Origin of the sequence: Mesorhizobium sp. M0040 (genome assembly GCF_040323505.1) — a bacterium.
GTDB lineage: Bacteria > Pseudomonadota > Alphaproteobacteria > Rhizobiales > Rhizobiaceae > Mesorhizobium.
Genome location: NZ_JAMYVA010000011.1, coordinates 120,415 through 141,205 on the forward strand (window position 1 = coordinate 120,415; position 20,791 = coordinate 141,205).

General features: G+C 60.5%; 24 protein-coding genes and 1 pseudogene. 6 read left to right on the plus strand and 19 right to left on the minus strand.

Going from position 1 to position 20,791, the window contains the following annotated elements:
• The first annotated feature begins 124 nt into the window (after nt 1-124).
• The 3 genes from NKJ91_RS12840 to NKJ91_RS12850 are packed head-to-tail and all read left to right on the plus strand — an operon-like array spanning nt 125 to nt 3,153.
• Complete coding sequence (locus tag NKJ91_RS12840) at nt 125-697, plus strand: TRAP transporter small permease (protein ID WP_352455843.1); 573 nt, start codon at nt 125-127, stop codon at nt 695-697.
• Nucleotides 698-700: 3 nt separating this feature from the next.
• Nucleotides 701-2,107, plus strand: a complete 1,407-nt coding sequence (locus NKJ91_RS12845) for a TRAP transporter large permease (protein ID WP_352455844.1) — start codon at nt 701-703, stop codon at nt 2,105-2,107.
• Nucleotides 2,104-3,153: an L-idonate 5-dehydrogenase gene (locus NKJ91_RS12850; protein WP_352455845.1), complete on the plus strand. Its 1,050-nt coding sequence runs from the start codon at nt 2,104-2,106 to the stop codon at nt 3,151-3,153. Before NKJ91_RS12845 ends, NKJ91_RS12850 begins: the two co-directional genes overlap by 4 nt.
• A 111-nt stretch (nt 3,154-3,264) precedes the next feature.
• On the opposite strand, the gene NKJ91_RS12855 is transcribed toward NKJ91_RS12850, so the two are convergent.
• From NKJ91_RS12855 to NKJ91_RS12880, 6 genes are all read right to left on the minus strand, one after another.
• Nucleotides 3,265-4,371 (minus strand): hypothetical protein, encoded by a 1,107-nt coding sequence (locus tag NKJ91_RS12855; RefSeq protein ID WP_156937508.1) that lies wholly within the window; start codon nt 4,369-4,371, stop codon nt 3,265-3,267.
• A gap of 37 nt (nt 4,372-4,408) precedes the next feature.
• Entirely contained in the window at nt 4,409-5,854 is a 1,446-nt protein-coding gene (locus NKJ91_RS12860) for a S8 family serine peptidase (protein ID WP_352455846.1), read from the minus strand.
• Nucleotides 5,855-5,866: 12 nt separating this feature from the next.
• The gene (locus NKJ91_RS12865; protein WP_198023675.1) at nt 5,867-6,802 is read right to left on the minus strand and encodes a phosphatase PAP2 family protein; all 936 of its coding nucleotides are present in this window, start codon (nt 6,800-6,802) and stop codon (nt 5,867-5,869) included.
• 73 nt (nt 6,803-6,875) lie between these two features.
• Nucleotides 6,876-7,235 (minus strand): hypothetical protein, encoded by a 360-nt coding sequence (locus tag NKJ91_RS12870; RefSeq protein WP_031213365.1) that lies wholly within the window; start codon nt 7,233-7,235, stop codon nt 6,876-6,878.
• A 78-nt stretch (nt 7,236-7,313) separates the two neighbouring features.
• Nucleotides 7,314-7,745: a hypothetical protein gene (locus NKJ91_RS12875; RefSeq protein WP_352455847.1), complete on the minus strand. Its 432-nt coding sequence runs from the start codon at nt 7,743-7,745 to the stop codon at nt 7,314-7,316.
• Nucleotides 7,742-9,397, minus strand: a complete 1,656-nt coding sequence (locus NKJ91_RS12880; RefSeq protein ID WP_352455848.1) for a vanadium-dependent haloperoxidase — start codon at nt 9,395-9,397, stop codon at nt 7,742-7,744. The genes NKJ91_RS12875 and NKJ91_RS12880 overlap by 4 nt, the downstream gene beginning before the upstream one ends.
• 226 nt (nt 9,398-9,623) lie before the next feature.
• Here NKJ91_RS12880 and NKJ91_RS12885 point away from each other — a divergent pair, with 226 nt between their 5' ends.
• Both NKJ91_RS12885 and NKJ91_RS12890 read left to right on the plus strand, forming a co-directional pair.
• Nucleotides 9,624-11,288, plus strand: a complete 1,665-nt coding sequence (locus tag NKJ91_RS12885; protein WP_352455849.1) for an AfsR/SARP family transcriptional regulator — start codon at nt 9,624-9,626, stop codon at nt 11,286-11,288.
• Between the two features lie 202 nt (nt 11,289-11,490).
• Nucleotides 11,491-12,162 (plus strand): annotated as a pseudogene (locus tag NKJ91_RS12890) (zinc-binding dehydrogenase); the annotation flags it as partial.
• A 187-nt stretch (nt 12,163-12,349) separates the two neighbouring features.
• Here NKJ91_RS12890 and NKJ91_RS12895 read toward each other — a convergent pair.
• From NKJ91_RS12895 to NKJ91_RS12950, 12 genes are all read right to left on the minus strand, one after another.
• Complete coding sequence (locus NKJ91_RS12895) at nt 12,350-12,658, minus strand: type II toxin-antitoxin system RelE/ParE family toxin (RefSeq protein ID WP_352455850.1); 309 nt, start codon at nt 12,656-12,658, stop codon at nt 12,350-12,352.
• Nucleotides 12,655-12,915 (minus strand): CopG family ribbon-helix-helix protein, encoded by a 261-nt coding sequence (locus tag NKJ91_RS12900; protein ID WP_031211112.1) that lies wholly within the window; start codon nt 12,913-12,915, stop codon nt 12,655-12,657. Before NKJ91_RS12900 ends, NKJ91_RS12895 begins: the two co-directional genes overlap by 4 nt.
• Before the next feature lie 452 nt (nt 12,916-13,367).
• Entirely contained in the window at nt 13,368-15,110 is a 1,743-nt protein-coding gene (locus tag NKJ91_RS12905) for a relaxase/mobilization nuclease domain-containing protein (protein ID WP_031211113.1), read from the minus strand.
• Nucleotides 15,107-15,358 (minus strand): hypothetical protein, encoded by a 252-nt coding sequence (locus NKJ91_RS12910; protein WP_156937256.1) that lies wholly within the window; start codon nt 15,356-15,358, stop codon nt 15,107-15,109. The genes NKJ91_RS12905 and NKJ91_RS12910 overlap by 4 nt, the downstream gene beginning before the upstream one ends.
• Nucleotides 15,355-16,119, minus strand: a complete 765-nt coding sequence (locus NKJ91_RS12915; protein WP_352455851.1) for a lytic transglycosylase domain-containing protein — start codon at nt 16,117-16,119, stop codon at nt 15,355-15,357. The genes NKJ91_RS12910 and NKJ91_RS12915 overlap by 4 nt, the downstream gene beginning before the upstream one ends.
• 286 nt (nt 16,120-16,405) lie before the next feature.
• Nucleotides 16,406-16,732 carry a DUF736 domain-containing protein gene (locus tag NKJ91_RS12920; RefSeq protein WP_023674284.1) on the minus strand — a complete coding sequence of 109 codons (327 nt, stop codon included), beginning with the start codon at nt 16,730-16,732 and terminating at the stop codon, nt 16,406-16,408.
• Between the two features lie 44 nt (nt 16,733-16,776).
• Entirely contained in the window at nt 16,777-17,337 is a 561-nt protein-coding gene (locus tag NKJ91_RS12925; RefSeq protein WP_352455852.1) for a S26 family signal peptidase, read from the minus strand.
• Nucleotides 17,334-17,765: a replication initiator protein A gene (locus tag NKJ91_RS12930; RefSeq protein ID WP_352455853.1), complete on the minus strand. Its 432-nt coding sequence runs from the start codon at nt 17,763-17,765 to the stop codon at nt 17,334-17,336. Before NKJ91_RS12930 ends, NKJ91_RS12925 begins: the two co-directional genes overlap by 4 nt.
• 17 nt (nt 17,766-17,782) lie before the next feature.
• Nucleotides 17,783-18,073 carry a helix-turn-helix transcriptional regulator gene (locus NKJ91_RS12935; RefSeq protein ID WP_023674287.1) on the minus strand — a complete coding sequence of 97 codons (291 nt, stop codon included), beginning with the start codon at nt 18,071-18,073 and terminating at the stop codon, nt 17,783-17,785.
• Nucleotides 18,074-18,187: 114 nt separating this feature from the next.
• A complete protein-coding gene (locus NKJ91_RS12940; RefSeq protein WP_352455879.1) occupies nt 18,188-18,712 on the minus strand; it encodes a DUF2285 domain-containing protein in 525 nt (174 codons plus the stop codon).
• A gap of 46 nt (nt 18,713-18,758) precedes the next feature.
• Nucleotides 18,759-18,944: a transcriptional regulator domain-containing protein gene (locus tag NKJ91_RS12945; RefSeq protein ID WP_352455880.1), complete on the minus strand. Its 186-nt coding sequence runs from the start codon at nt 18,942-18,944 to the stop codon at nt 18,759-18,761.
• Nucleotides 18,945-19,111: 167 nt separating this feature from the next.
• A complete protein-coding gene (locus tag NKJ91_RS12950) occupies nt 19,112-19,390 on the minus strand; it encodes a DNA -binding domain-containing protein (RefSeq protein WP_023674289.1) in 279 nt (92 codons plus the stop codon).
• 126 nt (nt 19,391-19,516) lie between these two features.
• On the opposite strand from NKJ91_RS12950, the gene NKJ91_RS12955 reads away from it, so the two are divergent.
• Nucleotides 19,517-19,732, plus strand: coding sequence for a helix-turn-helix domain-containing protein (locus NKJ91_RS12955; RefSeq protein WP_023674290.1), 216 nt, complete (start codon nt 19,517-19,519; stop codon nt 19,730-19,732).
• Between the two features lie 189 nt (nt 19,733-19,921).
• Here NKJ91_RS12955 and NKJ91_RS12960 read toward each other — a convergent pair whose 3' ends face one another.
• Nucleotides 19,922-20,251, minus strand: coding sequence for a DUF736 domain-containing protein (locus NKJ91_RS12960; protein ID WP_352455854.1), 330 nt, complete (start codon nt 20,249-20,251; stop codon nt 19,922-19,924).
• Nucleotides 20,252-20,791 lie beyond the last annotated feature (540 nt).

Consider the following 20,791-nt stretch of genomic DNA (forward strand, 5'->3'; position numbering starts at 1 on the left):
TTAATCAAGAAGACAGAGCGGCAATCGGATTTGCTGCTTTAACCTGCCCTTCCGTCCGGCTCCAAATTGCGCCGGACGGCCTTTTCAATCCTTGACGACCCACCAGCTTCGGGAGCCCGCGCCGATGGCCGAGGAACACCACACCGAGATCACCGTCGAAGAGATCGCGCACGCCTTCGAGGAGGTGCCGGTGCACGTCGACCTGTCGGACCACGGCATCGAGGACTGGATTACGCTTGCCGTTTTCTGGGGCATGGTCGTCTGTGTCTTCCTGCAGTTCTTCACCCGCTATGCGCTGAACAACAGCCTTGCCTGGACCGAGGAGATCGCCATCAACGCGCTCGTGGTCGTCGTTTTTCTGGGCGCCGCCATGTGCGTGCGCCTTTCGCGTCATATCCATGTCGACGTGCTTTACCACTATCTGCCGGAGCGCGTCGGCCGCTGGCTGGCGCTCGCCGTCGATGTTATCCGCATCGCATTCTTCGCCTACGGATCGTGGCTGATGTGGCGCTACGTCACGATCGTGGCGCATGAGCGCATGGTCACCGTCAACCTGCCGCGCCGCTGGTTCTTCTACGCCGTACTGGCCGGGTTCGTGCTGATGCTTCTGCGCTCGATCCAGGTCTTCATCGGCAATTACCGGCGCGGCTATTCGGTACTCGAGCGTCCCGGTGCGTTCGAGACGGCGGGGGTCTGAGCGATGCTGCTTCTGGTCGGGGGCTTTCTTGTCCTGATGCTCATCGGCGTGCCGGTCGCCGTTTCGATGGCGGCCGCGTCGATCCTTTACCTCGTCATCTACGGCGTCGCGCCCGATATCATCGCGGCCCAGCGCATGATCGCCGGGGTGGAGAGCTTTCCGCTGCTCGCCGTTCCGTTCTTCATCCTGGCCGGCAACCTCATGAACATCGCCGGGGTCACCGGGCGCATCTATTCCTTCGCCCTTGCCCTGGTCGGCTGGATGAAAGGCGGCCTGGCACAGGTCAACATCATCGGATCGGTGATCTTTTCCGGCATGTCGGGCACCGCGCTCGCCGACGCCGCCGGCATCGGCACAATCGAGATCAAGGCGATGAAGGATCACGGCTATCCTATCGACGCCGCGGTCGGGGTTACCGCCGCTTCAGCCACGCTCGGACCGATCTTCCCGCCTTCGCTGCCCTTCGTCATCTACGGCATGATGGCCAATGTCTCTATTGGCGCGCTGTTCATGGCCGGCATCCTGCCCGGCGTGGTCATGACCGTGCTGATGATGATCACGGTCGCCATCTTCGCCTACAGACGCGGCTGGGGCTCCGACACATCCTTCGAGCTTCGGCGGCTGGCCGAAGCGGCGGGCGAGGTGCTGGTGGTGGCTGCCTTTCCGATTGGCTGCTATGTGCTGGTGCAACTTGGCCTGTCGATCAATATCGCGGTCGGCATAGCGCTGCTGGTGCTGATCGTGGCGGACTGGTATTTCGATTTCTCTGCGGTCATGGCCCTGATGACGCCGGTCATCCTGATCGGTGGCATGACGATGGGCTGGTTCACGCCGACCGAAGCGGCGATGGCGGCTGTGATCTGGTCGCTTTTCCTCGGGCTGGTGCGCTACCGCACGATGACGCTGCGTTTGCTTGCCAAGGCCAGCTTCGACACGATCGAAACGACCGCCTCGGTGCTCTTCATCGTTACCGCAGCATCGATCTTCGCCTGGCTGCTCACCGTCAGCCAGGCAGCACAGCTGTTTTCGAACTTCATCTTCGCGCTCACCGAAAACAAGTGGGTCTTCCTGATCCTGGTCAACATCCTGATGCTGGTGGTCGGCTGCTTCCTCGATACGATCGCCGCGATCACGATTCTGGTGCCGATCCTGCTGCCGGTCGCTGCCGTCTACGGCATCAACCCTGTGCATTTCGGGCTGATCATGACGCTCAATCTGATGATCGGGCTTTTGCACCCGCCGCTCGGCATGGTGCTCTTTGTGCTGTCGCGCGTCGCCAAGCTCTCGGTCGAGCGCACCACCATGGCGATCCTGCCGTGGCTGGTGCCGCTTATCGTGGCGCTGCTTCTGATCACCTTCATACCCGCCATCACGCTTTGGCTGCCGACCGAGATGGGCTTGATCCGGTGAGTGGCCAGGTGATTGCCGCGACGCTGTTCGGCCCGCAGGACCTGCGCGTCGTGGAGCGTCCGCTCGAACCGCTAGCACCAGGTATGGTGCGGGTGCGCTTTGGGGCAGGGGGCATCTGCGGCTCCGACCTGCATTATTTCCGCCATGCCCGTACCGGCGACTTCGTCGTCACTTCGCCGCTTGTCCTCGGCCACGAGATCTCGGGCGAAATCGTCGAGATCAACGGCGCCGCGCCCGGCCTGGGCGTCGGCGACCATGTCGCGGTCAATCCGTCACGCTGGTGCGGGCATTGCGCGCGATGCCTGGAAGAGCGCGCCAATCTCTGCGAAAACATCTACTTCATGGGTTCGGCATCGAAGACGCCACATATGCAGGGCGGCTTCGCCAGTCTGTTCGACGCCACGCCCGCGCAATGTTTCAAGGTTCCATTTGATGTGGCCTACCAGGCGGCCGCACTTGCCGAGCCGCTGGCGGTCAGCCTGCACGCCATCGCGCGGGCGGGCGACATCAGGGGCCGCAACGTCATCCTGTTTGGTGCCGGCCCCATCGGTCTCTTGGCCATGCTTGCGGCCAGGCTTGCCGGCTGCGCTGAGCTTACGGTCGCCGATATCGCCGCCGCTCCGCTCGCCTTCGCCCGCAGTTTGGGCGCCGACAGGACGATCGACCTTTCCGGCGGCGACGCCGAACTCCAGGCGCTTGCTGCCGGCGGTTCGCTTGATGTGGCGTTCGAGATTTCGGGCACCACGGCCGGCCTTGCCGCAGCAATCGCAAGCGTCCGGCGTGGCGGCACGGTGGTCCAGGTCGGCAATCTTCCCGGCGGCCAGATTCCGCTGCCTGCCAATGCAGTGATGGCCAAGGAGATCGACCTCAAAGGCACCTTCCGCTTCGGTACGGAGTTCGGCCGGGCGGTCGATCTCATCGTGTCGGGGGAGGTGGACGTCCTCAAGCTCGTGACGGCGGAGCGCACGCTTTCCTCCGCCCCAGACGCGTTCCGTCTTGCCGCCGACCGTTCACAGAGTGTCAAGGTCGTGCTCACTGCGGACTGATCGAGAAACGCCCCAAACGCATTGAGCCGCGCGAGAACGTTGGCAGTCAAACTCAATCACTTGTTCTGTGCTGACGTTTCGTGGAACGGGTCGCTCAGATGGAACGCCTGCTCAGGGAAGAGGGAAATCACGCCGTGTGCAGTCCGCCAAAGATAGTCCTGGCTTTGAACTGCAGAACCAAGTTGTTATGGGCGGCTGGAAGCGACTAAGTGCCGTGTCCATTTCGGACAACATGTTCGCATCTGTCTGCTTGCAGTTGTCTGGGCTGTCGTTACAGACGAGGATAGCGCCCGCGGCACGTTTCGACTGCTGGCCGGTCATCGTGCCGAACGCCGTTGAGAATTGCATTGCGCGTGCGACCGCGCTTTTCCACAAATATATCGGCTCAATCGCGATTGCATGTGTGTCGTTTACACAGTCGGCTATGGTTTTGTCGCTCAGCCGCATCTGCGTCACCATTCCAGCACAGAATTGCGACTGTAGTTCCGCTTGCTCATCTCCGATTGCGAGCCCTGCAATCTCTGACCTTGCGCGGTCGGAAAGTGACACGATGTAAGGGGGCCGCGGGCCGTACCGGTCAACATAAGAAAATTCACAGGTATTCATACCCGTAGCTGAATCGTGTTCTTGAGAACCAGTAAGCTTTCCGAAAGTGATGATCGACTGTCCGGCGTCCAAGGTTGGAAAAAACTTCCTCTGGGATTGAATGTCATAGAAGTCGAAATAATAATCCATGCCGGCTCCGTCGGAGGTCTGCAATGCGCAGCGAAAATTCGATCTGATCGAGGCGGTAGAATAGCCGGTATTCTTTCCGCCGACGCGGATCAAAGAGATGTATTGCGTCACCCTGTCCGTTTGGTCGCTCACTCCGCGATCGTCTAAACCTACATTGACAATGTCGGGATTAAATAGCTCGGCCGTCACATAGGCTCTGTCTTGGTCGAACCAACTCAGCATGGCAGCGACCGTCGGGGTGAAGAATGCAGTTAATAGTGCAGCCACTGCCGCAGGAAACCCGATCCAGTCGCGTACGAGTTTTGCACCAAGTGTCACCTTTTGCCATCTGGTTGCCCCTCTACCGAGATCTGCCAGGCAGTGAGGGCATCGAATGGCTTTTAAGGAGATCGGCTCGTCACATTTCGGACATTGCCTCCCAGAGCCGGGGAATACAGATCTCGGGTCGGCCGTTGCCGTTGCCTTCTCTGTGCCGTCTTCCATGCTTGCCTCCAAATAATCGCGACTTACAGTCGTGCCTTCATGGTTTGTTTGGCACGACGTCGCTGATCTGGACGTAAGGGGGTGGCTGGTCTCCCTTATTAAGTTTCGAGCGCGACGAGCCTGATGAGGTAAGCACCAGTTCAGCTGGACGTTTGCTCAGCAGCAGCTCGCGCAATTGGCTGCCGGAGTGTCGTTTGCTGCTGTCGGCAAGTGCCTTCGCTTGAATCAACGAAGCCAGACCTGCAATCAGCGCCGATGCGGCCGAGGTTCCGCCGAAGCGGGTATAGAGAAGCCCGGTCGGCAGGGGTGTTGTTTCGTCGATGACGTCCGCATCGCCGGCCAGGCGGGAAGGTACGTCAATCGCCAGAACACTGAAGGGTGAATATTCGGCTCCGGCCTTCGCACGTGCTGGCCCAACCGACCTGGCAATTGCGCTGCCCATCTCAGCGGCGAGGTCAATTCGTACGACCTGGTCGGTGATCATAGCCTCGTCGTCACTCGGGCCGTAGATCGTGACGCCTGAAGCGTAGGTGCCGCTCGAGTAGGCGGAACGCCACCCCAGCTGATTGCCCGCGCCAACAACGATCAGAGATGTCGCTCCGAAGGGTGCGTCCGTCGCAGTCGCCAATGCCGCGGGATAGGCCGGTTCGGCCATTCCGTCATTCCCGGCCGCGAGAATGACCGGACGATCCGCTGCGATCGCTGCCAGGAGATGCTCAAAGATCTTCTTGTCGGTGGCCAACGCCTCGTCGTCGTCGAACCGCGTCATGCGAACACCCGTCCCAGACGCGTTCTTCCCTCTGGCCAACCTGCCGAGATCGTTCACCGATCGCGGCAGCAGAATGACATCGGCGCGACAGGCGACTGCGTGCAGAAGCGCGGTGACAAGTGGAGCGATTTCATGGCTGTAGGGGGTGGCGACCGGAATAATTGTCGCAAACGGATTCACGCCAAAGTACGGCAAAACGGCGCCATCGAGCGCAGGCACCGACCCCGCCGGCGGCTCCTTCAGTGTCCGGCCTGCTATAAGACCGGCGCAAGAGGTGCCGTGTCCGGCAAAACGCTCTGCCGGATCGGCAGCGTTGACAAGCCGGGGCTCCCCTTCGGACATCACCTTGATGCGCCGGGCAATATCATCGCGAATGGCGTCGTCGGCGATCGTTTTCAATATCGGAGCCATCGTCGCTTCAAGGTTCTGCCAGCCATCCCGGGCGGCGCGCCGGTCCTCCTCGCGATAGACTACTCCATCGGTCGACACCGCCACGTCCAGCCGGGCTTCGATGCAGCCAGCTGGCAGATTTGGATGCCTCGATGTGCAGCCACTGTCGATAATGGCGACCCGGCTCTCAGGCAGGCCCTTTGACCAGATTGGCGGCACAACGCCTGGTCTTTGCGCGTCGAGCAAGCCGATGCTGGCAAGATGCCAGAGATAGAAAAGAGGGGACTCGGTCCGCTCCTGTCCTGGTGCAGTGTCCGGTTCCATAGCTCCCCTCCCTCAGTGCCATTCCAGGAGAGCTTGACGCATCTCGCGGCTGCACAAATTGATGAAAAACGGTGCGAACTGCCTGGCCAGAGCCTGGCCGGCCTCCGTATCCGAACGGTAATGTAGCCCCGCGTGCTCACGGTTTTCGGCGACGCGCTCGGCAACGAAGAACAGTTCGGTTGTGCCGGGATGTTCCGGTATCAGGCGCGTGAGAACCTCGGCGATGCAGAACATTTGAAACGAATGGTTGCTTGGAAATGCCGCATGAGGCGGAACGGGGATGAATGGCCTCAACCGGGAGTCCACCTGGTTCGGTCGCTGGCGATTGAAGACGGCCTTGTAAAAGTAGCCAACGCGCTCGGCGACCTGCAGGATCAGTTCGATCATCCTCTCAGTACTGTCGAAGCCGCCGCTTTCGATGCCGAGAGGGGCAAAGATGTCCGACAGATTGGATGTGTCGGCCTGCGACAGGATCTCTTCCTGCCTGGCGCGATCGTTGACAAGGCTCAGTTGGTGAACGTGAAGCGCTGCAATTTCGGCGGCAGCTTCCGACGGACCCGGCGGCGGTTTTATCTGCAGGGCCTCGAAAGGGTAAGTCCCGTCCAACATCCCCGCAGCGTAAAGCCGCCTCACGACGTCCCAGGACGCGAGAACCTCGCCGACTGCGCCGCCGCCGCGCTCCACCTGCGCAGTTGATCTTGAACGTGATCGCGATCGCGATCTTGACCGCGAGCGGGACCGTGAGCGCGAAAGGACTTCGAAGCTGCTGCGGGAACGCGATAGGGATCCCGCAAAGGCCGCAGCAAACTTGTTCGCATTGGGCAGATCTTTAAAAAATTCCGTGAAGAGAGCGTTGTCTGTTTGAAGAAAGCCGATTTCGCCGCGTCTTGTCAGGACGATATTCGAACTTATCCTAAAATCCAGTTGGTCAACAGGTTGAAGTCCCATCTCTTTGTCCCCCATTTGCCCGGCAGCCTTCTTCGAAAAGGCTGCCCCGTGTTATAATTTCTGCAAGCGGTCGTCATGCCGGCTTCTGGAACATCGCCTTCAGTTGGTTGGCCGCGTATGGAAGAAAGAGCGATGCGCCGTAGAAAAGAAAATTCCCGACACTGGTGACGATTCCAGAAACCTGATCGGGCCGCACGATCGCAAAGTAGAGGACGACGTTGCTCGCGCCCCAGAATAGCGTAACCATCAAAGATGCCCCAAGCATGCCGGCTACACGACTGTAGCTCTCGACAGGAGCTACGCCATTGTCGTCCTGGATATTCTTCTCCAACATAATCGATTTGTAGTCAATGCTTGTGAATACCGAGCGCAGAAGAAATATAGTCGCTCCGTTGAAAGCGATCAAAAGTCCCCATACCGGATAATTGTCCATGTTATTTCTCCCACAGAGTGATCACGTTTCGGGTGTGGACGCCACCGCAACCGATGGCGTCCATTGATTTGGGGAATGTCAGGCGGAAGACGACTGCAGGGCGTCGAATATCCACCCGCCGCAGTTCAGGCGTCCGTTTCCGTCATCGGTGCCGTAGGCTCGCAATCGGCGAATCCCGTCGGCCCCGATGCTTAGGCGGCAGTCATGCGGCCGGCCTGCAAGGACTAGAAACGGCTTGGCGTCCGGCTGATCGATTTTTTCCAGCATTTCGAACACGGTGTTGTCGCCGTCCTGTTTGACCTTGCGTGCGTGAATGCGGTTATTGGCGGCAAATAGCCCATGCTTGCTGTTCGGGAAGTCGAACAGATGCGTGTCGCTGATCGAGAGCGTGTCGTCCTTGAGCTCGACGATTAACGTCTCTGACGAGGCCGGCGCGATCGGCCGAGCCGGATCTTCACAGCGGCTATGACTAAGTTGGTTCGCCATACGCGTGCGAAAGTTGTTAATCACATCATCTCCTTTGCTTTGGCGGCGAGTTCAGGCTCGAAAGGATCGTCGGGGATGATCGCGTGCAGAGGCCCAACGGGGTTGGACTTCATGACGTCGATCAGGTTGCGGCCAAGACGCACACCTTCGACAGCGTCCATCTGCCAATGCACACCGAGATACAGACGGCTGACGGCATTCTCATGGATTGCCTGGGCAAGCGTCATCTGGCGGACATGGTGGGGACGCACGGAACCGTCCGGGTCGATGGCGCGGCCATCATACTCATCGGATACGAAGGCAAAGACGAGATCTTTGCCGCCGCCCAGAGCTTCAAGCAGCTCGCTTGCGAGCCCGAAGCAGGTTGAACCGAAGGTCGCATGCCCCGATGGATAGGCCGGAAACTGCGGCGTTCGTGACTTCGGACCATCGCCGCCACGCGGGACGGAATTCGTCTGTGGTGCCCCGAGGGGGGCCCAATGCGCATCCGATTCGACCAGCGAAGGTGTGTCGGGTGGCAATTCGAGCCATGCCTTGATGGAGGTATAGTCCGGTTTGCCGGCCTCTCCGGCGGGCATTGAGAGCCTGGCCTGATCGAAGGTCGGCACGGACGCGGTACCCTCCCTGAATCCGGCCTCGTTGGTGCGAAGCAAGGTTGCCGGCCGTGCGACATGATAGGTGAATTTTTCGCGCCACGCGGCAATGCCGGCATCGGCCATTCCCAGGTTGCAGATGGCCAGCAGAACGGCCAACGCCTCCGTCGAGAAGTTCGCCTGCTCCGCGATCGCGTGAAGACATTGATTGTAGAGGCGCGGCGGCAAGCCGATCCCGCGAACCCCGTCATAGGCCCAGAAGGTTCCGATGAGCGTTTCCTCGGCTGTTCGTGTCAACCGGTCGGTCCCTGGAGCAGCGCCTTTGCCGGCGACCAGGTCGCGATCCGCCGGCCAGTTCATTGCTTCGAGAAACGACCCCAGGGGCTCTGTCTGGCCCGGCTGCGGCGGCCGCTCTCCAAGGGCCTCGCTTGGCCCGACAAACTCTATCGCGCCGGCAGGGTAGGTGACGAAGGGCCTAACGTCGAAACCCCATGTCGCACCCAGCACGGCGGCGCCCAGGGGCGAATAGGGGTCAAGGCTGAAGGTTCCTGGTAGGCCGAAGGCGCGGTATTGCCTATCCCGTGTTCCCGAACCGTCGGCGGACCGAGCGTCCGCGAGCATCCGGCCGATGGCAGCGCCATACTCGAGCCCGTTTTCGATCGCCTGCGCCGACTGGCCCTTTTCATACAGATGCAGTCGGTATTCCGTAACGAGCTGCTCAACGAAGGCGTCTTCGAACAACAGCCGGATCGTGACCGACGCCGCTCCGGCGACAGCGGCTTCACGGCTGATCACGGCAGGCGCGGCAGGGAGCATGGGCTGATATGCGGCCAGCCGAGCAAACCGATGATGGTTGTTGTGGAATGAAGCCGGATCGGCCATCAGCAGGGCGTCGTACATGGCGATATGCACGATTGCCAGCGCGCGGGACGCACGCGTCGGCCCGCCCACTTTCGGTTCAAGCTTTGTTCGGCCTTTTCCGGCTTCGTCGATGCCCGTTCCATCGCCGAACGTATAGTCCTGGCGTTGCGCTTCGAGTGAAGCCCTGCTCCAGAACAAGATCGGATCAAATTGATCTAACATTTTTTAGCCTCCATCTTGGCAGCGCAAGCAAGGTTTGATTTCAGTGCGCTGCCGACGCGGGAAATGACCATGCCCGCGTTCCAAAACCGTCCGAATTTCCGTCGTTGTTGCGTGAAAAATGCGTGAAAAGACCATCACTGAACGCGCGATCGAGTGAGATTGTGTATTCTTTTGCGGTCTATGCTATAGAGATGGCCGGGGTTTCGAGGGTAGGCTGGAAATGGCCATGCAACTCATCGCGCGGCTTACGCTGCGGGGCATCTTTCGACTTGAGGATATGCACGGCCGTCAGATTGCCGTGCCGAGCAAGAAGGCACGTGCCTTGCTTGCGATTCTTGCGTTTTCCCGGAACGGGGAGCGTTCCCGAGCCTCGCTGCAGGACATGCTATGGGGGCGATGCGAGAAGACGGAGTCTCAAAACAGCCTTCGACGCGAGCTGTCATCGTTGCGCGCGCTGCTCGCGGGGGACTTGGCCGATCTGCTTCATATCGATCGCGAAACCGTCTGCCTTCGGCTCGACCGGTGTGACGTCGACGCATTGGGCGAGGGTGAAAGCGCTCAGACGAACGGAACGCTTCTTGAAGGCCTCGACATTGCTGGAGAGGAAGGGTTCGAGGAATGGCTGCGCGAGAGGCGAAGCCAGCGGCAAACGGCGGCGCCGAGAGTGACCAGTCCGGGGGCCGACGACACTCGACGCAGTGGCGCGCAGCCCGACAGGCGTCTGGTCGTGAGCATCGGCTTGGATGCTTGGCACAATGGTGCGGTCGGCGCCATGATTTTGCCTGAACTCTTTCGGCAGGCCGTCATCTCCGGCCTTGAGGAAACGGGCTGCTTTCGGGTTTCCGTCCCGGATCCCGCTCGCAACGGGCCGCGAAGTGCTGCCGACGCGCAGGACTTGGATCTGCTGATCAAGACGGAGAGCGCCTACGATACTCTGGCGGTTGCCATTATGTGCGTCGGTTCGACCAACCGGGACGTTATGGTCAGCATGAGTACGGTGGTAAAGCTTGGCGGAAAGACGCTGGCACTGGAGCGGGATCTTCAGGCCTTCGCAACCAACTGTGTTGACCGTCTCCTGCACCGGAACATTCTCTCGCTCGATGCGCTGGACGATTCCCATCTCAGCCGAAAACGGCTTCTGACTGCTACAGCGCAGATGTTCAGCCTTAGCCCGTCCGACGTCAGAACCAGCCGTGCGACGCTGACCGAAGCAAATGGACTCAGCCGCCAGGGCATCTTTCATGCTTGGCGCGCGTATCAGGCTGTATTTCTTTACGACCGTTCGCATGCCTACGACTATCGCCTTACGATCGAAGAGTGCAAGGACGACATGCGCGTGGCTATGGACCTTGATCCATTTAATGGCGCAGCCCTGTCTCTATGCGCCCACGTACACGCGTTCCTCCTTCAAGATTTCACTACTGCCGGAGAATATTTGGAAAAAGCAAGGCAGACGGGTACACAAAATGTCATGTACTACGACGCATTCTCTATGCTAAACTTCTATACTGGACGTTATTCAGAGGCTAGGGCAGCGGCTAAGAAGGCAGAGATACTTGGAAAGAACTTGACGTTTCGATATTGCTTCGCGACGTCACTGTGCATGATTGAGGCGATGTCGGGTGATTTCGAAGCGGCCGCCCGCGAGGGGCGTCGCGCTCTCGCGCTTGAACCGGGGGGGCGCGAGATTTCGTATCCCCCGACACTCCGCTATTATGGGGCTGCGTTGGCGCATCTCGGCCTCAAGGACGAGGCCCGCGAACTGTTCGGCCAGCTTCGGACGAAGGACCCTGATATCGCCAGCCAGAAAATCAGAAACAATTTCGGGCCATTTCCCAACCCGAGAAGCGTTGAATTGATAGGTTCGGCTCTGGCTAGCGTCGGTCTTTAGGCGGCATTTCATCGACGACGTATCGAGATCGAACTCGGTCGTTCGGATTGATTGGGCCTCGGCCGTTAGAGCGGTGCAGCCTCCTGCCGATATGTCCGGAACGGACCCTTGAGCGACCCGAGACACACCCTGTCGCCAGCGTTGTCGACATAGTAGTGTCGTTGCCGCCATAGCCGACCATCGTATCGGCGCCGCCACGGCCGGCGGCTTCGCCAGTCTGTTCGACGCCACGCCCGCGCAATGTTTCAAGGTTCCATTTGATGTGGCCTACCAGGCGGCCGCACTTGTCGAGCCGCTGGCGGTCAGCCTGCACGCCATCGCGCGGGCGGGCGACATCAGGGGCCGCAACGTCATCCTGTTCGGTGCCGGCCCCATCGGTCTCTTGACCATGCTCGCGGCCAGGCTTGCCCGCTGCGCTGAACTGACCGTCGCCGACATCGCCGCCGCGCCGCTCGCCTTCGCCCGCAGTTTGGGCGCCGACAGGACGATCGACCTTTCCGGCGGCGACGCCGAGCTCCAGGGGCTTGCTGCCGGCGGTTCGCTTGATGTGGCGTTCGAGATTTCTGGCAGCGCGGCCGGCCTTGCCGCGGCGATCGCCAGTGTCCGGCGCGGCGGCACGGTGGTCCAGGTCGGCAATCTTCCCGGTGGCCAGATCCCGCTGCCTGCCAATGCAGTGATGGCCAAGGAGATCGACCTCAAAGGCACATTCCGCTTCGGCACGGAGTTCGGCCGGGCGGTCGATCTCATCGTGTCGGGGGAGGTGGACGTCCTGAAGCTGATGACAGCGGAGCGCACGCTTTCTTGCGCCCCCGATGCCTTCCGACTTGCCGCCGACCGTTCACAGAGTGTCAAGGTCGTGCTGACCGCGGACTGAATCGTGGTTTTGCCAGATCGTTAGTAGCCATAACTCATTGCGAACGGACGAAACTCAGAACGTGCTCGACGTATATGCTCCCACCCAGGTCTCCGGTTAAACTCGGGAGCAATACCGGCAGCTTGCTGTCAAAATTGTTGGCAGCAAATCCGCTCGCGATTAAAGCCCCTTCGTCGCGAGATTTCGCTCAGCTCGGCCATTCCTCGTCCTGCCAATCGCGCGCTGCGTGGATCACCCGCAAAATTGAAATGCTTTCCCGGCCGCCCTTGGCGGTCACGGCATAAGCGATGATGTAGGGCAGGCGACTCAAAGGCTTTTCATAGGTGCCGGATAGACGGCCGGGTCGCCCGGTTGCCATTTCCCCAAGCGCGGCCCCTGCGTCCAGAATCCGGTCTGCGACCAGGCGCGCAGCGCGCGGATTATCCTGCGAGATATAGGCGATCTGTTCCTTGATGTCGTCCAGCGCACCGCGAGACCACTGAACGGCTCGCGTCACACCTTGCGGCCCATGCCGGCATCAATCGCGGCATAAATTTCTGCCATGGCCTTATCATGAGACACGATGCGCCCAGCTTCGACATCAGCAAGGCCGCGCTTGATACCTTCAATGATTTCAAGCTCGCGATCGACATACGCTGCGACGGCTTCACCTGCGAGGAACGACTTGCTACGCCGGGTGTCGGTTGCGATCCGGTCGAGCTTTTCCTTTACATCGGGACTGACGCGAATTGTCATAGTGGTGCTAGCGGCCATAGCGGTGTCTTGTGTTGATCTGTGTACACCTTAGCACAGAGCGTCGCGCTGGTCCATTATCCCTTGACCGCCGAGCCGACGATCGAATCCACGAAGAAGCGCTGCAGGAAGGCGAAGAGCATCAATGGCGGCAGCACGGCGAGCGTGGCGCCGGCCATGACCAGTCCTGTATTGAGGGCGCCTCTGTTGTAGCTGAGCAGGCGGCTGAGGCTAATGACGATCGGATAATCCTCTGCATTGCCCCTGCAAAACTGTCAGCGGCCACAGATAGCTGTTCCAATGATAGACGAAGGCAAACAGCGCCAGTGCCGCGATCGCGGGCGCCAGACTGAATCGAGGATGCGCAAAGTCCCTATTTTGCGAGGCAATCGGCGCTTCACTGTGCGGGTACAAATAGAATGTGCGACCGTGCTGACTTCCCAGCATCAGGATAGAGCATACGCCTGTAACCTTCATAGCCCGATGCCGCGCTTCTTTCCCAGGTTCCAATCCACGCCCCCCGTATCCGAGCACACGACCCCGATGACTTGATTACCCAATCGCTTTTCGAGCGACGGCGACCAGGGCACGAGCTTGAATTCGAGCCCATTGTCGATCATCGCGAGCCGGCCTGAAGCCAGCGAGAAACGCCGCCGGTAAATCCCAGCCACATGATCGCCGTTGGCAGCCTTCGTGAATGAGAGGCCCGTCTCGGCGGCGAGGCGGGCACCGAGCGATTCCACCTCATGATCGTGTAGAGTATCGATCAGATTGCGCACAAGAATGACGCGCTGTCCCTCGCGCCTGGCCAGATCGCGGCTGACAAGGTGGTCGACCCGATCTTGCAGTGCCTGTCTTACGTCCCTGCCAAAGCCGCCGTCACCGAATTCGGCAGGCTCGCGTGCAACGAGTTGGCGATCGAGCCAAGTCGCGCCGGAAGCATGGACCTGCTGTTCGATTGAGAGGTCGGAGCGGACCGCGAGCGTGACCCGGCCACCGCCATTTGCACTCGCATCGCGGCACAACTCCACGACCGAGCCCGGGTCGGAGTCTCCGGCCGCATCAGGGTCATGGAAGCGAATGTGGTGCGTGCGTCCATCAATGCCATCGACGATGGCATAGGCCGCGCCGCGCCGTTCGTCATCAAGGCCGCGTTCGAGCAGTCGGCCGATCACGGGCGCATCAATCTTTTCGGCGGCCAGCACATAGTCGGCCGTCCCTTTTTCTAGCCCATGCACAGTGAGGCTGCGGTGCATGCGCTTGATGGTGTCGCCGCGTTCACCGAGGGCGCGCAAAGTGGCCTCGGCCTCTTCGACCACCATCCACTGGCCGGGACCGATCTCGTTCGCGAGGCCCAGGCTTTCCAGTTGCCGCAGCCGGCCGACTTTGAGCCCCAGGAACTCGTCGGGCCGGCGATCAGGGTGTGGCGCGAGATCAATGATACCATGACGGTCGGCGTCACGAACAAGCTGGCGATCGAGCTGCGTCCAGCGCTCAGTGTCGACCTGGTGCTCGATGGCCTGGCGGATGTCGAGGTCCGTGCGGAGCCCAAGCGTCTGGGTGAGAATGTCGCTCGCCCGATCGCGCATGCCCTGGCGGATGTAGTCGCGCGAGATGACAAGGCTCTCGCCATCGTCGGCAACGCCGCGAACGAGGATGTGAACGTGCGGATGTTCGGTGTTCCAGTGATCGACGGCTATCCAGTCGAGCCTCGTGCCGAGATCGCGCTCCATGTCGACCATCAGGTCACAAGCGAAGTTCTTGAGGTCGCCGAGCTCCATTGCATCCTCCGGCGAAACGATGAAACGGAAGTGATGCCGATCATCCTTGCAGCGGTCGCAGAAGGCGTCATGATCTGCATCTTTGGTGTCGGGACCGAACATCCTCGCCTTCTCACCATCACGTGTAACACCTTCGCGGCGAAGATATTTGAGATGGGTGGCGAGTGGCGCAGACCCTCTGAACTGCCGTACCACACGGGTCTTGACGACGGCGCCGCGTGAGCTGTCAGAGATGAGGCGACTGGCGCGGATGCTCGCTGACCTGCCGCGGCCAAACGTTGAAGCTCGCGGGGAGGTGATCCGACCCTCGCGTGTAAGGTGCCCGCCGGCGCGCTGTGTGGCCGCAAGAGCCTGGAAGATGAAGGGTCGTGCGCGCTGGCCGGCGCGGGAGCGGATGCGACCGGGGCGGACGCGAAAGCTATCGTCACGCTTCATGCTAGACGGCCACGAGGTGCGGTTTCCATTGAAAGACTGAAAAATTGGGAATAGCGCACATCGCTGATTGTGCCAGCACATTGCGAAATGAGACGAAAATCGTAAGGAAAACAATCGGCCGAACCGAGCCGGACCTCGCGGCCCTTTATCCTGCCAATCTCTCTGTTCTCATCCACAGCCAACCCTTCCGCCGCAATTTCCGCGACGGAACAGGCCGGAATGCAATTGAGGAGGAACGTGGCGATCATCGCGATATGGCTAAAGAGGGCTGAGCGAATAGGCCGGAAACAGCGTGGTTCGATTGGAAATCGGTTTCACCCGGCCGTGGCTCGATCGCGGTCAGGTCCGCAACAGGATTGCCCATTGGCGACCGCATTGCGGACGAATGAATCGCCGCAAAGATCGTCTCGCCATAACCATAGCCATCCGATGCAGTGGCGTTCCGAATGTCATGGGGATGCGCAAAGATCGTTGCACGGAGCGAGCTGGCTCTGCCCCTTCCCTGCCGCGCGCGCCGCGGACTGAGAACTGCACCATCGAGCAGCGGCGCGAGTTTCCTGACGTAGTCGACCGTCTCGCGTGGCAGCGGACGGCCGGTTATGAGATGTTCCGTGTACCGACCAGGACCGGCATTGTAAGCGGCAAGAAAGCCGCTGCGCCCGAAGCTGTCGAGCATTTCGCGAAGATATGCTGCACCTGCAAGAATGTTGTCACGCGGTTGATAGGGATCGTCACCGAGACGGTATTTGATGCGCAGTTCTTCCCAGGTCGCCGGCATGATCTGCATCAAGCCCATTGCGCCCTTGCTTGAAAGCGCACGAACATCGCCGACGCTCTCAACATGCATGACGCCGCGCAGCAACCGCTCTGGAATGGCGAAGCGTTTTGACGCTTCCCGGATATGCCGCGACCACGGGCCAGCCGACAAGATCGTCGACTCGGAGTGCGCCGGCCGTTCACCAGCAGAGGAAGCCGCTGCACCAGTTTCGGGCGCCACGAAGCCGAGCATGACACATGCGGCAAACGTCGTCATGCCTCTGTGGGCTGCATCCCGCAGACCGCAGAACCGATGCGCTGCCAGCCTGCGACGGTGTTCGCTTCCGTTAAGGGCAGGGGCTCGCCGATCGAACCGGCTTTGCCAAAACTGTGATGAAATCGGCGTCCGCGGCCACAAGCAAGTGTCCGGCCCCCTCTGGGCTGCCTCGCGGGCGGTCGGGTCGAAGGGTTTGACCGGCGCGCAATGGATCAAAAGGGTTGGCGAGAAAGATTCGTCAAAGGGCTCCAGAAGCATCTGTTCAGCCTCGCCCGTCGCGCTTCGATGATCGGTTCCAGTGCAGGCTCCAGACGCTGTTCTCTGCATCGGACCGGAACAGCTTGGCGCGGATCGGCTGCGTAAAGGACGGGTCGTCAATTGAGACGGAGAGGTAATCCCCAGCCTTGTCTCCGGCGCGGTCCCAAGCCGCACCGACCGCCATCCCTTCGCAATAGATCAGATGGTCGGGCGCGTTTTCGGTTTTGGATTTCTCGGCAGGCAGGATGGCAATCTTCGCCTCGATTGTTAGCGTGGAGAGATTGCCGAAGAAGCCGTCATCATTGCGCGTGAAGGTTCCGATCTGGGTCATTGCAGTGCTCCTTTCTGAGTGTTAGTGCGCGTCGAGCCGAGCCGTCACGGCTCGCTAGCGAGGGGATCGTTGGTGATATCCAGCACCGGAGTGGTGCGCTCCGTGGTCCAGACGGGAACCGCACGGCCAACGATCGATGAGAGCGGGAGCGGGCCGAAATAGCGGCTGTCAAAACTGTCGGCTGCACCCGGGTTCATAAGGAAGACGTCGGCCTCGGCAATGTCGCGGCAGCCCTGCCAGATGGGCAGGGGTTGACCGCGACTGTCACGCTCGCGCGCATGTCCATACGTCTTGCCGTTGACGATGATGGCTGTGCCTTGGCGACAGACGGTTGCGCCCCCGAGTGCCAAAATACGCTTCAGGAGCGGCACATTTTTCGGCAGATACCCGCGTCTTGCCATGAAGGCCGCCAATGGCTCGGGCGGCATGATGACGGCGATATTGGCAATACCGATTTTGTCGGCCGGCTGGACGCGATAGAGCCCGACGGGGATGCTCGCCGATGCGTTCCAGATGGATATCGGCGGATGGCTAATCCATGCCGGCGCCGCGGCGAGCACTGCGCCGCCAACCATGGTGGCGATGATCTTTGTGCGCTTGCTCATGACTCGATCCCGGGGCGCAGCAGGCAAGCTTTAAGACGCTTGCCCGTGTATGGACTCGGCTGCTCGCGTGCGGCTATCCGGCTGTGGACGTGCCGTCGTTGACGCGGCGACATGAAGGTCAGGGTTTGCTGCTGTTTCGCCGCTACCAGGCAGCGCGGTTGCAATCTCCTGGCTTGCGCGTGGATGTTTTGCGACACAGCCCAGACCAGGATGGCAGCGTTCCAAATCGTTGCCATGCCGTGCACACCTGCCGCCTCAACGCAGGTCGATTCTCCGCCCGTAGGAGAGTGGATCGGTGTCAGGCGGCGGGATTTCACCAATAAGACGAGCTGCCACGCCACGACGTCCCGCGTGCTGCGTGGAGGGAAGTCGGATGAGGGGACATGAGGCAGCGCAAATTGCTGCTGAACGGTCTCGCGATACTGCATTTTCGGTGCGCCACAGATCAGGAGCTGCGGTCGCGCCTGCCGACATAGGCGGGCGCGCGGGCTGCATGGGGTTTTGCCGGCGGAACATAGGTCGCGTTGGCATCGCTGGTGGAAGTGCGTGCGCCCAACTCTATCCAGGCGTGCAGGTCGTTGATGTCGTAGAGAACGCGCCCGCCGACCTTTCGGTATTTTGGGCCGGTGCCGTAGGTCCGGTGCTTTTCGAGTGTGCGGGCGCAGAGCCCGACGATGGGTGCTGCCTCCTTCGTGCGCAAATACTTTTGGGGCGCGTCCGCGGGACCCTTCGACATCGCTCGATCTCCATTCGGTTCTGCTGTCGTCCTGGCCTGCCGGGACGCGCGAAGTGGACCATGATCGAAATGAGGAAAGGCGAGGGAGGGCAAAGATTGGGGGGCGCGTTTTTGCTACCCCGAAGAAGGACTTCGGCGGCCGGACTTTTCGCTGCGGTTGTGGGGGTAGAAGAGAAGATCGCGATAGCCGCCGGCGACTAAAAAAGCTGCACGGCGTAAGATAGCTCGGACCTTGTGGCGGAGATGATGATCACGCCAATCTCGCGGCACAATCGGCTCCTGCGAAAACAGCACCTCCGCGAGCTGACGATAGGTTGCACCCGTGCGGTGACCATCATGTGCGCGTAAATTGAGGATATGCCTGGTCTTGGTCTGTTGCGGCAGCGCGCCGTAAGATGGACTGCCTGCCCGGCCGTTCAGTGCGCGCCAGAACCGGCGCGCTGCATCGAGCCGCGTCTCGAATGCAGCATCGAGCGGCAGAAGGATAGCGTTGAATTCACCGGCGCGGTCGTCAGCGACGAGACGACTTTTCCCAATTAAGGTAGACCAAATAATGTGAAGGCCTTCGTCCTGCGGCCAAACGCTGGCTCCGCCAAGGCTGGAAGGTCGAACTGTCTGATGGGATGCAGATACCCGCATGACCCTGAGCACGCGCGGCGAGGCCTGTTCTGTCCAGATGATATTGTCAGCTTTCGGAAGTCCGGCACCGGCAGTTTTGAAATCGCGCGCCCCAACGGGCGGCGAGATCGGGCTGACCGGCAGGTTCTCCAGAACCAGCGAATTGCGATGCAAGCTGGCTGCACTCTGCCACGAATTCGTCATTCCGGATCAGATACTCGGCAGCGAACTCCGTAGCCTGGTAGCTGCACATGTGTGAATACGCCGCCGGATCGGTCCAATCGCCTTGCACTGTTCCTGTCCTCTCCGCGTACCCGGATGTGAGGCGTCGGCGTCAACATTCAGGGGGATAAGGAAGTTGGATAGTTTGAGAGTCGGCAAACCACTATGCCGATTCAGCAAAATGGAGCGCCGGCCGCGTCAGTGCGGAGCGCCGCCAGCGAGAAGATATCGGTAGCCGCTGGTCGTCATCCATCGCGCGCGGGCAAGATGGGTCTCCCAGGACCGGAACGCTCGTTCCGGCTCCTGCTCCGGGTCTATATGCAAGACGATCCTGGCCACCTCTCGCCAATCGGCATCTTCCGCTGCCGCGTCAAGCAGGCGAATGTAGGTGAGCAGACGCTCCTCGTCATAGCCGGTCAGGACCGGGGCATCCGGCGCAATGTCGGCGACATCAGGATCGAGCAGCGGTTTAAGCATTGTATTTGACCGTTCATATTTCGATCGCGATCTCGAAGGAGCCGTCCTTTAGATCGAGCACCAATCATAGCGAATAGGAACGATCATTCCTAGAACGATAGTTCCCTTTCTGGTCCCTAATCCGTCATGAATCTCAAGGAGATCATGGCGGCCAACATGCGTCGTCTGCGCCATGACCAGAACGTGACGCAGGAGGAACTGGCCGCCCGCTCTGGACTGAGCATGCGTTACGTCGGATCGATCGAGCGCGCTCGGGTCTCGGCCAGCATCAGTGTTCTTGGGAGGATCGCAACTGCGCTGAATGTGGACCCATGCGAGTTGATCAGAAAATCGGCACCGTGAGTTGACGCGGGAAACACCGCGAATTTTCGATTATCGGCGAGGCGACATGCAGGAATGAAGTCTCCAGTCGCGAACACGACAGGTAGTCGCCCCAAAGTCCGACGGAGCTCGTTGCGCAGCGACTGCGCTCATCTTGTCGTGAAAAGACGGCCCCGCCCTGTTCGTCCGGGCGGAGCCTTGGTCGGGGCCTTACTCCGCGTTGCGGCGGCCGTTGGGGCGCGACCAGATGAGGCTGTAGCCTTCGCCTTCCTCATCGTTGAAGAGGTTGGCGTAGATCGGAGCAGTGAAGCTCGGATCGTCCAGCTTCACGCCGAGATAGTCGCGGCCGTCATTGGAGCGCTTGGACCATGCGGCGCCGATCTCGACCCGCCCGACGAAGACACGGTGGCTGGGGGCGCTGTCGCCAGAGCGGTTGGTCTCGGGCACGACGCGGACGTTCTTGGTCTGGAGCGAGAGAGTGACGATTTCGCCGGTGAACTCGTTGTTGCCGGTCCTCTTGAAGATTCCGATTATCGCCATGAGTTTTCTCCTTGAACTCTGTTTCGAGCCCGCACCATTGCGGCCTCGATGGCGATCGGCGGGCCGGAGGCGATCGACGCCGCATCGCTTGCGACCGCAGCGCCAGCGGAGGATGGCAGCCAAGCGACTTTGTTGTTTGGCGAGGAATGACGGCGCAGCCGGCAGGGGAAGAAAGTCGATCGGCGCCATTGCGGCTTAGGCGATCGAGGCGCAGCCGACCTTCGGCCAGATCAGCCCATTAAAGAGGCCGTTTGGAGCGGCCCACCAGATAGAGACATCAACGGAGAACCTGGCGATACCGTCGCTGGCGAAATCCCGGCTACGACGATCACCGGCGTCGATGCTCCTCTGTACAGGCATCGCGAAGTCGCAAGCTGTGTCAGCAACGCGCATAAGACACGCACGTGATGGTTCAAGTCACGGCTGACGTGCACCACCGGATATGCGCTATCTTTGGAACGAGACGGCACGCCGTGGTGGATTCGAACTGTGCGTCGCGCGATGCCGAGTCAGCGACGACGCTAACAATGCGACGGCCGA